Origin of the sequence: Streptomyces sp. NPDC058459, assembly GCF_042721685.1 — a bacterium.
In the GTDB taxonomy this organism is placed as follows: Bacteria; Actinomycetota; Actinomycetes; order Streptomycetales; family Streptomycetaceae; genus Streptomyces.
The window spans coordinates 1-11525 of the sequence record NZ_JBHXLV010000203.1; the positions used below are offsets into that span (position 1 = coordinate 1).

The 11525-nt window shown below is 76.1% G+C and carries 10 protein-coding genes; 2 read left to right on the forward strand and 8 right to left on the reverse strand.

Annotated elements, in window-relative coordinates:
* The first annotated feature begins 220 nt into the window (after positions 1-220).
* Positions 221-1447, forward strand: a complete 1227-nt coding sequence (locus ACFWN1_RS27140) for a glycoside hydrolase family 26 protein (RefSeq protein ID WP_384367225.1) — start codon at positions 221-223, stop codon at positions 1445-1447.
* On the opposite strand, the gene ACFWN1_RS27145 is transcribed toward ACFWN1_RS27140, so the two are convergent.
* Genes ACFWN1_RS27145 through ACFWN1_RS27180 form a run of 8 tightly spaced genes read right to left on the reverse strand, consistent with a single transcriptional unit; the run spans position 1444 to position 10661 of the window.
* A complete protein-coding gene (locus ACFWN1_RS27145; protein WP_384367228.1) occupies positions 1444-2577 on the reverse strand; it encodes a GNAT family N-acetyltransferase in 1134 nt (377 codons plus the stop codon). The genes ACFWN1_RS27140 and ACFWN1_RS27145 overlap by 4 nt on opposite strands.
* Positions 2574-3215, reverse strand: a complete 642-nt coding sequence (locus ACFWN1_RS27150; RefSeq protein ID WP_384367231.1) for a lipopolysaccharide biosynthesis protein — start codon at positions 3213-3215, stop codon at positions 2574-2576. The genes ACFWN1_RS27145 and ACFWN1_RS27150 overlap by 4 nt, the downstream gene beginning before the upstream one ends.
* The gene (locus tag ACFWN1_RS27155; RefSeq protein WP_384367234.1) at positions 3212-4369 is read right to left on the reverse strand and encodes a glycosyltransferase; all 1158 of its coding nucleotides are present in this window, start codon (positions 4367-4369) and stop codon (positions 3212-3214) included. The genes ACFWN1_RS27150 and ACFWN1_RS27155 overlap by 4 nt, the downstream gene beginning before the upstream one ends.
* Positions 4369-5142, reverse strand: coding sequence for a polysaccharide deacetylase family protein (locus ACFWN1_RS27160; protein ID WP_384367237.1), 774 nt, complete (start codon positions 5140-5142; stop codon positions 4369-4371). Before ACFWN1_RS27160 ends, ACFWN1_RS27155 begins: the two co-directional genes overlap by 1 nt.
* Entirely contained in the window at positions 5126-6778 is a 1653-nt protein-coding gene (locus ACFWN1_RS27165) for a lipid II flippase MurJ (protein ID WP_384367252.1), read from the reverse strand. The genes ACFWN1_RS27160 and ACFWN1_RS27165 overlap by 17 nt, the downstream gene beginning before the upstream one ends.
* 2 nt (positions 6779-6780) lie before the next feature.
* Positions 6781-8094, reverse strand: a complete 1314-nt coding sequence (locus tag ACFWN1_RS27170) for an O-antigen ligase family protein (RefSeq protein WP_384367240.1) — start codon at positions 8092-8094, stop codon at positions 6781-6783.
* A 3-nt stretch (positions 8095-8097) separates the two neighbouring features.
* The gene (locus ACFWN1_RS27175) at positions 8098-9501 is read right to left on the reverse strand and encodes an exopolysaccharide biosynthesis polyprenyl glycosylphosphotransferase (RefSeq protein WP_384367243.1); all 1404 of its coding nucleotides are present in this window, start codon (positions 9499-9501) and stop codon (positions 8098-8100) included.
* Positions 9498-10661: a glycosyltransferase gene (locus ACFWN1_RS27180; protein WP_384367246.1), complete on the reverse strand. Its 1164-nt coding sequence runs from the start codon at positions 10659-10661 to the stop codon at positions 9498-9500. The genes ACFWN1_RS27175 and ACFWN1_RS27180 overlap by 4 nt, the downstream gene beginning before the upstream one ends.
* Positions 10662-11241: 580 nt before the next feature.
* Here ACFWN1_RS27180 and ACFWN1_RS27185 point away from each other — a divergent pair.
* Positions 11242-11481 carry a chaplin gene (locus ACFWN1_RS27185; RefSeq protein ID WP_384367249.1) on the forward strand — a complete coding sequence of 80 codons (240 nt, stop codon included), beginning with the start codon at positions 11242-11244 and terminating at the stop codon, positions 11479-11481.
* Positions 11482-11525 lie beyond the last annotated feature (44 nt).

Below are 11525 nucleotides of genomic sequence, written 5' to 3' on the forward strand. Positions count from 1 at the left end.
GCTTCCCGCCGGGCATCTCGCCACGCCGACGGGCCGGGAGCGGCCGGGCGGGCGGCCCCGCGCGGATAACTCCGGCGGGGCCTTCGCCGTTCACCCACACGGGGGCGCCGGCCACCCGCCGGCCGTAACCGCGCTGGCGGGCACCCGGCGCGTGTGACTTGGTGTCAGTACAGGCGTCGCACCGGACGCGAGGGCAGGGCCGGCGGAGGGAAGGGCCGACATGGCTCCACAGTGGCGCAGGACCCGGCGCGGGCGGATGTCCGTCCTCACCGCGGCGGTCACCGTGTCGGTCGTCCTGGCAGGCCCCGGCTTCGCGGCCGGTCCGCACCGGGCAGCCCCGGAACCGGCACCGGCACCGGCCCCGACCGCGACCCCGGCGCCCACGCCCGTGGGGCCGGGCCCCGCCTTCGGCGCGTTCCTCGACTCCGGCCCGCTCGGGGTGGCCCGGATCGCCGGGCTCAGCCAGTGGCTGGGCGGGGCCGAGGTGAAGGTCGCGCACACCTATCTGCCGGGCGGCCGCTGGTCCGACATCGAGGGCGCCCCCGGCTTCCTGGACGGCTGGGCGCGGTGGCGGCGCGCGAAACCCGACCGCACCCTCGTCCTGAACGTGCCCCTGCAGGAACGCGACGAGGAGCAGCTGTCCGACGCCCAGGTACGACCCCTGCTGCGGCAGGCCGCCGCCGGGCAGTTCGACCAGCACTTCCGCGCCCTGGCCGAGAAGCTGGTGAAGCTCGGCGTGCCGGACACGGTGCTCGTGCTCGGCTGGGAGATGAACGGCATCACCTACACCCACCGCTGCGGCCCCGACCCGAAGGCGTGGAAAACGTACTGGAACCGGATCGTCGCCACCATGCGCTCGGTGCCGGGCCAGAGGTTCCGCTTCGACTTCGCGCCCAGCAGGGGCCGGGACGCCGTGCCGTGGACCGAGTGCTACCCCGGTGACGACACCGTCGACATCATCGGCATGGACTCCTACGACCAGCCCGCCGGGATGCCGTTCGACGAGCAGATCACCGAGCCGTACGGCCTCCAGGCCCAGGTGGACTTCGCCAAGGCGCACGGCAAGCCGGTCTCGTACCCGGAGTGGGGGCTGTTCCGCAACGGCGACAACCCCGGGTACATGCGGCGGATGCTCGCCTGGATGGACGAGCACCGGCCGCTGTACAACACCCTCACCGACTACTGCCCGCACGGCGTGTGGCAGTGCCCGACGAACCCGAGGGCGTCCCAGGTGTACCGGTCGACCCTGTACGGACGCTCGGACCAGCCCACGCCGACCCCGACACCCACCCCCAGGAACCCGGTCACGCCCGCCCCGGCCCCGGGCCCCTCGTCCGGGACCGGGGCCCCCGCCGACTGTTCGGACCTGGCGACGGGGGACTGGGTGGAGTTCGGGGCCGGGGGCCGGGTCTGCCTCCGCTTCGACAGGCTGCCGGGCGCCCGCTAGCCGGGCCGGCGCTCCCCTAGGCGGGTCAGCGCCGCCTTGCCGTGCCGGCGGGCCGCCGCGTCGGACAGGGCCGCCGACAGCAGCGGGGCGGTGCGACGGCGGGCCAGCAGCAGGCGGTTGCTGGGGACCGGGTCGGGGCGCCAGTGGTGCTTGTACGGTTCGTCGCCGCGCATCAGGCTCAGCGTGCCGTGGGAGCCGGCGGCGGTATGGGCGGCGCACGCGTCCAGCAGCATGACGGCGACGTCCGCCTTGCGTTCGCGCAGGGAGGGATGGGCGCCGTAGAGGTAGCCGCCCGCGAGACTCGGGGAGAGCAGCGTGAGGTCGACGGCGACGACCTCCTCACCGATGCGGAACTCGGTGACGACCGCGTCCCCGGAGCGCACCATCGGCTCCACCGCGCGCATCAGGTGCTCCCGGAAGCGGGGCCGCAGATGCTCGGGCGTCACCTTCCGGCCCTGCCACTGGAGCCGGTGCAGCTCCAGCAGCCTGGCGACCGCGGCCTCCGCCTCACCGGGACCGGCCGTGCGCCGAGTCACCCCGAGCGCGGTCAGCTTGCGCACCTTGGCCCGCACCCGCTGGGCCTTGCCGGACGGCAGCCGGGTCAGCAGCTCCGCCATGGACACCGGGGGCAGCTCCAGGCACAGCGAGTCCGGCACCCGCCGGCGCGGGCCGGGCCAGCGGTCGTACACCCGCTCCGCCGCGCCGCCGGGGCGTACGTCGCGCAGGTCGATCAGGGCGGTGCGGGCCGCCGTCCACAGGGCGTCGGTGAGGGCGCTGAGGGCGCGGCCGTCGTCGGCGTCGTCGAGCAGCACGTCGCCGTAGTCGGAGACCGTGCCGCCCAGCGGGACCAGCGCGGGCAGCGGATGGCGGGTGAGGGTCAGGGGGGCGGCGGCGAGCAGGTCGCGGCCGGAGCGGACCAGCAGCACGCGGAGCCGTCCGGGCCGGCCGTACGACAGCCACCAGGAGTGCAGCCAGGCGTGGCTCTGGAACGGGGTCGCGGTGGCGCAGCGCCGGTGCAGCCGGCCCCAGGCCGGGGCGAGCACGGCGAACGCGTTCTCGTCCGTGAGGAGCTGGGCGGTGAGCGCGGGGCGCGCGACGGAGGCGGGGCGCGCCGCGTACGTCGCCGTCACAGCCGGCTGTGGACGTCGGCGGCGATGGCCGGGCCGGGCAGCGGGGCCGGGTGGACGGTGCCGGGTTCCTCCCGGCGGCCGGGCCGGACCAGCAGCGCGAGCCCGCCGAGCAGTCCGCCGGCACCCGCGCCGACCAGCGTGGTCACCCCGGCGGACGCCGAGGACGGCTCGGCGGGGCGGACCGCGCGGGAGAACTGGAGCAGTTCGACGCGGGTGGCCTTCTTGCTCGCGTCGGCCTGCTCGGTGAGCGCGGCGGCGACCGCGTTGGCCATGGCTGCGGCCCGCGCGGGCCGCTCGGAGGTGGCGGAGACGGCGACCATCGGGGCGTCCGGCGAGGTGGCCGTGCGCACGCTCTCGCTCAGGGTCCCCGCCGGCACCCCGGCCCGCCGCTGCGCCTCGGCGAGCACCGCGGGCTGGGTGGCGACCCGGCCGTACGCCTGGGCGAAGCCGAGCGCGGTGGAGGTGTCGGAGCGTTCGGCGGGGACGGCGATGACGTAGCTGGTCGCGGTGTACACGGGCGGCTTCAGCAGGCCGTACCCGCCGCCGATCAGCCCGCCCGCGACGACCCCGGCGGCCACCAGCGACCAGGGAGGCAGGGAACGGGAACCCGGTCGGCGCCGGGTGGGGTTCTCGGTCATGAGGGGCTGCCTCCGTGAGGCTGTCGGGGCGAGGGGACGGGACGGACGAGCGCCGACGCGTAGACGTCCATCAGCCGGGCGGCGCTGCGGCTGATGCAGTAGTGGCGGGCCGCCTCCGGCACGGTGCGCGGACCGGGCCCGGCGGCGCGGACCCCGGCGAGCGCGGCGGCGTACTCCCCGGCGCCGCCGCGTACGCGCACGGCGCCGGGGGCGGCCGCGGGCGGCAGGTCCTCCACGGCAGGGCAGGAGGCGTAGCGCACCGGGAGCCCGGCTGCGAGCCCCTCGACGACGGCGAGCCCGAACGCCTCCTCCGGGGAGGGGGCGGCGAGCACGTCCATCGCGGAGGTCAGGGCGGGCAGGTCCGGGCCCGGCGAGCCGTCGGGGAGGCCGGGGACCTCGCCGGTGAACACCACCCGGCCGGCCACCCCGGCCGCCTCGGCCGTCCGGCGGAGCGTGGACTCCTCGGGGCCGCCTCCGACGAGCAGCAGACGGCAGTCCTCGGGCAGTCGGGCGAGAGCCCGCACCAGGACGCCGAACCGCTTCCCCGGGGCGAGCCGTCCGACACCGCCGATCACGAACGCGTCTTCAGGGAAGCCCAGTTGCGTTCTCGTGCGCCGGCGGCGCTCCGGGTCGAAGCGGAAGGGCGCCAGGTCGATGCCGTTGGGGACGACCGCGATACGCGGCTCCGGCACACCCCAGCGGCTCAGGCGGGCGGCGACCGTGGGGGAGACGGCGACGGTCGAGCGGCCCATGCGCTCCCCGGCCAGATACAGCGCGCGTACACCGGAGTTGAGCGGGCGGCCCTCCAGCTGGGAGTCGCCCAGGGAGTGTTCGGTGGCCACCACCGCGCGTACTCCGGCGAGCCGTGCCGCCAGCCGGCCGTACAGACAGGCCCGGTAGAGGTGGGTGTGGACCAGGTCGTAGCGGCCGCGCCGGATCAGCCGGACCAGCCGGGGCAGTGCGGCCAGGTCGCGGTTGCCGCCCATGGCGAGGTCGGCCACCCGCACCCCGTCGGCCCGCAGCCCGGCGGCCACCGGGCCGGGGTTGGTCAGCGTCACCACGTCGCACTCGACGGGCAGATGGCGCAGCAGGAGCCGGAGTTGCTGCTCGGCGCCGCCGACGCCGAGGCCGGTGATGATGTGCAGCGCCCTCATCACAGCCCCGCCACGGGACGGCGGCGCAGCCGGTGCAGCCGATACTTCAGGAACAGGCGCAGGGCGTTGTCCTTCTGCCCGACATGCACGCGGGGCAGGACGTGCGGGCCGTTCAGCTCGCCGGGGTCGATGGCGCAGGCGTAGCGGTAACCTGCCGCGCGCACGGCGTCCGCGACACGCCGGTCGACCGTCCCGTAGGGGTAGCAGAAGCCCTCGACCGGGGCGCCGGTCAGCTCGGTCAGCAGGGCGCGGCTCCCGGCGACCTCGGCGCGCAGGGTGCTGTCGTCGGCGCCGGTGAGGTCGACGTGGGTCATGCCGTGGGAGCCGATCTCCACCCCGGCCCGGTGGGCCTCCCGTACCGCGTCGGCGGTCAGCAGGGGTTTGCGCGGGCCGAGCGGGTCCCAGGCGTTCTCGCCGCCGAGCCGGCCGGGCAGCACGAACAGGGTGGCCGTGCACTCCCAGCGGGCCAGCGGCGCGAGGGCGTCGGTGACGAAGTCGGCGTACCCGTCGTCGAAGGTGAGGCCGACCAGCCCGCGTCCGGCACCTCGCGCGCGGGCGGTGAGCAGCTCGCCGACCGACACGCCTCGCAGCCCCCGGCCGCGCAGCCAGCGCAGCTGGCGCTCCAGCCGGGCCGGGGTGATGGTGACGTGGTACGGGTCGTCGGAGCAGTCGCCGACCGAGTGGTACATGGCGATCCACGGGACGGGGCCGGTGCCGCCCGGCTCCGGCGAGCCGGCGTGGCGGACGGATACGGACTCAACGGAAGACAGCATGGGCGAGCCTTCGGGTGCGGGTGCGTACGGAACGGAGGGCGGGTGCGAAGCCCTGGGCGCCCAGGGCCCAGCCGAGCAGGACGAACAGGACGGTCACGGTGAGACCCCCGGCGGCGAGCCCCGAGAGCGGCCCCGAGGGCACACTCGCCGCCCAGGCCCCGGCGAGGGCGGCCCCGAGCGCGGCGCCGGCCGGGCGGCTCAGCTCGCGCAGCACGTGCCGGGTGCGGATGGGCACCCCGCGCCGCCTGCCGTGCCGGGGGCCGCGCATCCCGGAGAGCAGCAGGGCGGCGGTGAGGGTGATGCCGGTGGCGTTGGCGGCGGCGATCCCGGCCACGCCCCAGGTGCCCACGGTGGCCGCGCCGACGCCGCAGGTGGCGAGCACGCCGGTGGTCATGGCGCCGAGCGGGTACCAGGTGGGGCGGCCCGCCGAGAAGTAGGAGCGGACCAGGACCCCGGTGAGGGTCTGGCCGAGCAGGCCGACCGCGTACACGCGCATCACACCCGCCGTCGCCGCCGTGTCCCCGGCGGTGAACGCACCGCTCTGGAACAGCAGTTGGACGATCTGCGGGGCGCAGGCCACGACCGCCGCCGTGCCCAGCAGCACCAGCCCGGAGGCGACCGCGAGGTCCCGCTCCACCCGGACCCGGGCGCGCTCGGTGTCGCCCTCGGCGAGCGCCCGCGCGACCACCGGGAAGGTGATCGTGCACAGCATCATCGACATCGTCATGGGGATCTGCGCGATCTTCTGGGCGTAGTTCAGGTGCGAGATGGAACCGGAGGGCAGGCTGGAGGCGAGGAACCGCTCGATCAGCACCTGCGACTGCCGGCACAGCGCGAACAGCAGCACGGTCGCCATCAGCGGCAGGTCCACCGAGTGCGGCTCGGCGGACCGGCCTTCCGGCCTGGGCAGCGAGGTCTGGGAGCTGCGTAACCGGCCGACCAGGAAGGGCAGTTGGGTGAGGACCATCAGGACTCCGCCCGCCGCGACCCCGAACGCCGCCGACCGCACCCCCCACACCCCGCCGAGCGCGAACATCGCCGCGACGATGCCCGTGTTGTACGCGATGTAGATCGCGGCCGGGGCCAGGAAGCGCCGGTGGGCGCGCAGGGCCGCGCTGAAGTACCCGGCGAGCCCGAAGGTGAGCACACAGGTCGCGGTGAGCCGGGTGCAGTCCACGGCGAGCGCCGGGTCGGGCAGGCCGGGCGCGAGCACCCGCACGAGCTGCGGCGCACCGGCCGCGAGCACCGCTCCCACCACGGCGAAGGCCAGCGTCAGCCGGGGCAGCGTCCCCCTGACCAGGGCCCGTACGGGATCTCCCGGAGCGCCCTGCGCGCGGCGGGCCAGTGCCATGCTGAACGCCGGGATCAGCGCGAACGCCAGCCCGTCCTCGATCAGCAGCGTGGCCGCGAACTCGGGCACCGTCCAGGCGACGAGGAAGGCGTCCGTGTCCCGCCCGGCCCCGAACAGGCGGGCCAGCGACTGGTCCCGGACCAGCCCGAGCAGGGCACCGGCGGCGGACAGGGCGGCGGTGAGCAGGGCGGCGCGGGCGAGGAACCGCCCTGCCGCCGGCGCGTGTTCGGGCTCGGACGGAGGCGGCTTCCAGTCCGTCGTCCCCGGCCCCGGAGCGGGCGTCAGTGTCACCGCGCGCCCCCGTCCGACGAGACCCGGCCCGCGCCCACCAGCGCCCACCACGCCACCAGCCCCAGACACACCGCCGTCAGCACGGTGGAGGGGCCGCCGATGTCGGCGTACACGAAGTCGACGAGCTGCCACAGCAGCAGACCGCAGCCGATCAGCGCGCAGTCCAGGCCCCGGCCGGTACGGCGGGCGGCCCGCAGCCCGCGCAGGCCGAGCACCAGCATCGCCAGCCAGCCGCCCGCCAGGCACAGCAGGCCGGTCAGACCCTGTTCGGCGAGGACCAGCAGGTACATGTTGTGCGGGGAGAGCAGCGGCTGCCGGCGGAAGCCGGCGCCCGCGCCCTCGGTGTCGCTGCCCGAGGACAGCGCGAGCGAGGCGTACCCGTCCCGGTACTCCGGGAAGCCCTTCAACCCCACGCCGGTGAGCGGGTGTTCGCGCCACATGCCGGTGGCCGCCGCCCACATGGTGTACCGGTCGGTGACCGACTGGTCGGGGGCGTCGGCGACCCTGGTGATGCTGTCGATCCGCTCCTGGAGCATCGCCGTGCCCACCCCGAGGCCGCCCACCAGCACCACCCCGGCCGCGACCACCACCGCGCCCACCTTCAGCGCCCGGCGCACCCCGGCCAGCAGCAGTTGCGCGGTGAGGGTGACGGCGGTGGCGATCCACGCGCCCCGGCTGAAGGAGAGCGCCAGCGGCACCAGCAGGGCGAGCGCGCACCCGCCCGCGAGCGCACGCTCACGCACCGGGGCCCGGCCCAGCGCCAGCCCCACCGCGCACAGCAGCCCGAACGCCACCACCGTCGCCATGCCCATCACGTCGTACGGCCCGAAGGTGCCGACCGCGCGGATCATCCTGCCCTGGTACGAGGCACCGGTCCCGGTGACGTACTGCTCGACGCCGACCGCGCCCTGCCACAGCGCCAGCCCCACCAGCGCCCAGGCCAGCAGCCGGAAGTCCCGGCGGTCGCGGATCAGGAGGAGCACGGCGGCCGGGACCAGCACGAAGACCTGGAGGTAGCGGCCGAGTCCGGCGAGGCCGGCGCCCGGCGAGGCGGCGCCCGTCGCGGCCAGCGCCGCCCCGGCCACGGGCAGCCCCAGCACCAGCGCGGACCGGGCGGACAACGGGCGGGCCCGCTCCCGCAGCAGTCGCAGTACGCAGGCGCCGACGACCAGTGCGGACGCCGCGTCGGCCGGGCCCGCGCCGCCTCCCTCGTTGGCGGAGAGGGGCAGCGCGAGCAGGACGAGCACGGCGAGCACCGGCAGCAGGGGGGACCAGCGCCGGGGGCGGCCGAGGGGCAGCGCGAGGCTCATCCGTCAGCTCCCGGTGGACCGGACGACGGCGGCCGCGGTGCGCAGCAGGATGCAGACGTCCTGCCACAGCGACCAGTTGTCGATGTAGGCGTTGTCGTAGCGCGCCCGGTCCTCGATCGAGGTGTCCCCGCGCAACCCGCTGACCTGCGCCAGCCCGGTGATGCCCACCCGCATCCGGTGCCGGGCCGCGTAACCGGGGTAGCACTGGCTGAACTGGGTGACAAAGTAGGGGCGTTCGGGGCGCGGGCCGACCAGGCTCATGTCCCCCCGGAAGACGTTCCAGAGCTGGAGCAGCTCGTCCAGCGAGGTCCGGCGCAGGAACCGGCAGAACGGGTTCATCCGCCGCTCGTCCGCCACGCTCCATCTGGTCGCCGACTCCCGGTCGTCCACCGGGCGATAGGTGCGGAACTTCAGCAGGGTGAAGGGGCGCCCGTCCTTGCCGACGCGCTCCTGCCGGAACACCACGCCCGGACCCTGGCTGAGCCGCAGCACCAGCGCGCAGGTCAGCAGCAGTGGCGCGGCCAGCACCAGCAGCGCGCCCGACGCCCCCACGTCCAGCAGCCGCTTGCCCACGCTGCCGCGCCGCCGCGCGCCCAGGTCGAGGCGCCGTACGGAGAACCCGGCGAGCTGCTCCCGCGTCTCGTACGCCGGGCAGTCCGCGTCCAGCTCCCACACCGCGCAGCCCGACTCGGCGAGCGCCCGCAGCAGCGGGCCCTTCTCGGTGCGCACGGCGGGGTCGACGGTGAGCACGGTGCCCACGCCGTTCTGGATGAGCGCCCGTTCGACCTGCTCACCCGAGGTCAGCACCGGGAGCCCGGAGCTGCCGTCGGGGAGGTCGGTGACCACGCCCACGGGACGTACCCCGCAGTCCGGCTGCCGCAGCAGCGCGGCGGCGACCCGCTGTGCGGTCGCGGCGGGGCCGATCACCAGCGCGGTGCCCGGCTGCCGCAGCCGCAGCACCCGGCGCCGCCGGTGCACGGCGGCCCGGCCGACGCAGGCGACCACCGAGTGCGCGGACCAGCCGACGGCCAGCGCGGGCAGGGACAGGGCGCGGCCGGGTTCCAGCGCGGCGGTCAGCGCGCCGAGCGCCAGCCAGACCACCGCGATCCGGCCGCACACGGAGGGGAGTTCGTCGAGCACCCCGCTCACCGCGCGCGCCGGGCGCGGCCGCGACAGCAGGGCGGTGCCGACGAGTGCCGCCACGGTGAGCGGCCCGAGCACGGCCGCGTCCAGTACGGCCGCGCCCGCCAGCGCGGCGCCGAGGTCGGCGGCGAGCAGAGGCAGCGGGGAGACGGTGGCTGTGTGCGGGCGCCGGGCCGGGAACCGGAAGCCCCGCACGGGCCGTACGGCGTACCCGGACTCCCTGCCGGAGGTGCTGGGCGAGGGGACGATGCTTTCCGCGGTCACGGGTGGGTCGGCTCCCTGCGCTCGATGGACACGGCCGGCAGGGTGCCGAGGAGGTCGCGGTAGAGGTCCGCGATCCGCTCGGCGGTCAGCCGTACGTCGTGCGTGGTCAGGACGTGCCGGCGGCCCTGGGCGCCGAGTTCGGCGCGCAACGGCGCGTCGCACAGCAGCCCGGTCACGGCGGCGGCCAGCGCGTCCGGGTCCTCGGGCGGCACCAGGCAGCGTCCGGCGAGCGCGGGCGGCAGGCTCTCACGGGCCCCGTCCACCTCGCTGAGCACCACGGGCCGGGCGCACGCCAGCGCCTCCAGCGGGGCCAGCGCCATGCCCTCCCAGCGCGAGGGCAGCACCACCAGGTCGGCGGCCCGGTACCAGGGCAGGACATCGGCGACGTCACCCGCGAACCGCACACCGGGCAGGGCCCGTCGGCCCAGTTCCTCCCGGTCGGGTCCGTCGCCGACCAGCACGAGCCGGGCCTCCGGCAGCGCGCGCAGCACCCGCTCCCACGCGGCCAGCAGCACGTCCTGGCCCTTCTGCCGGCACAGCCTGCCGACGCACACCACCAGCGGCCCGGCCCCGAGCCCGGCCGGCAGCCCGGCGCGGGCCGCCGCCGCGGGCGCGGGGGAGAAGCGTTCGGGGTCGATGCCGTTGGGCACCACGGCGTACGAGGCGCGCACCCCGGCGCGCACGCCGGTCGTACGCTCCGCCTCGCTGACGCACACCACCCGTTCGGCCCAGCGCGCGGCGAACCGCTCCCAGCGCAGGGCGAGCGCGGCGGTGGCCCCGCCCACCGCCTCGAAGGACCAGGCGTGCGGCTGGAAGACGGTCGGGACCCGGCCGCGCAGGGCCAGCCGGGCGGCCAGCCCGGCCTTGGCGCTGTGTGCGTGCACCAGTGCGGGCCGTACCTCGCCGGCGAGGCGGGCGAGCCGCCGTACCTCGCCGGGCAGTGTGGGACCCGGGGACCGGGTGGCCCGCCAGAGCCTCACCTCGGCGCCTATCTCCTGTGCCTCCGCGGCCAGCCGGCCTCCTGGGCAGGCGATCGCGACGCGCGTGCCCGCCGCGAGCTGGGCCCGCGCCAGGTCGAGCACGACCCGTGCGACACCGCCGTCGACGGGCTGCGCGACATGCAGGACCCGTTCTCGGGCGTCGGAAACTGGCTGGTGCATGGGCGGGGTACCTCGCTCACGGGGACGCTCTGGTTCTGGTCGGGTCTGATCGGGACCGCGCCTCGCTGCCGGGCGTCCTCCGCGGTGAAGAGCACACCGGCCCTCGCCGCGTCCCGGTGAGGAACGAGCAGGTGGCCCGGCGGGTCACCGCCGCGCCCGCGCGTGGCGGCACAGATCGGCCACCCTCGGGCGCGCGCCCGGACGCGATGACGTAGCCCGCCCGGCACCGGACCCGTACGCGCCCCGCCGCGCCGGTCGTGGGCCCGGGTACGCCGTCCGGTGGACCCCCGCTCGGCCACCTCCGTGCGCCCGGCGTACGACGGCGCGGCACGGTGCCTCCCGGAAGCGTGAGCCGGTGCCCGCCACGCACGGCGTCCGGACCTGGTACGGAGGAGAGGGCCGCGACTCTAGTGAGCGCGGACGCCGGGGGGACGCAACGACGCGAACGCGCGGCGCGGGGGGCCGCCGTTCTCGCGGAGATCACCCCTTTGGCGGCACAACCCCTCGGCGTGGCACGCGTTGACACAGCGTCGGGCAGCTCGCCCGGACGTTCGTCTCGATTTTCAAGGAGCACCTCTCCATGTCGCGTATCGCGAAGGGTCTGGTCCTGACCTCCGCCGCTGTGGCGGCCGTCGCCGGCGGTGCCGGCATCGCCTCCGCCGACTCCGGCGCGCAGGCCGTCGCCGCGAACTCGCCGGGCGTCCTCTCGGGCAACGTCGTCCAGATCCCGGTGCACGTGCCGGTCAACATCTGCGGCAACACCATCGACGTCATCGGCCTGCTGAACCCGGCCTTCGGCAACACCTGCGTCAACGACTGAGGTCGCACGCACCCTTCGGCCCGGCCGTCCGCCCGCGCGTACCG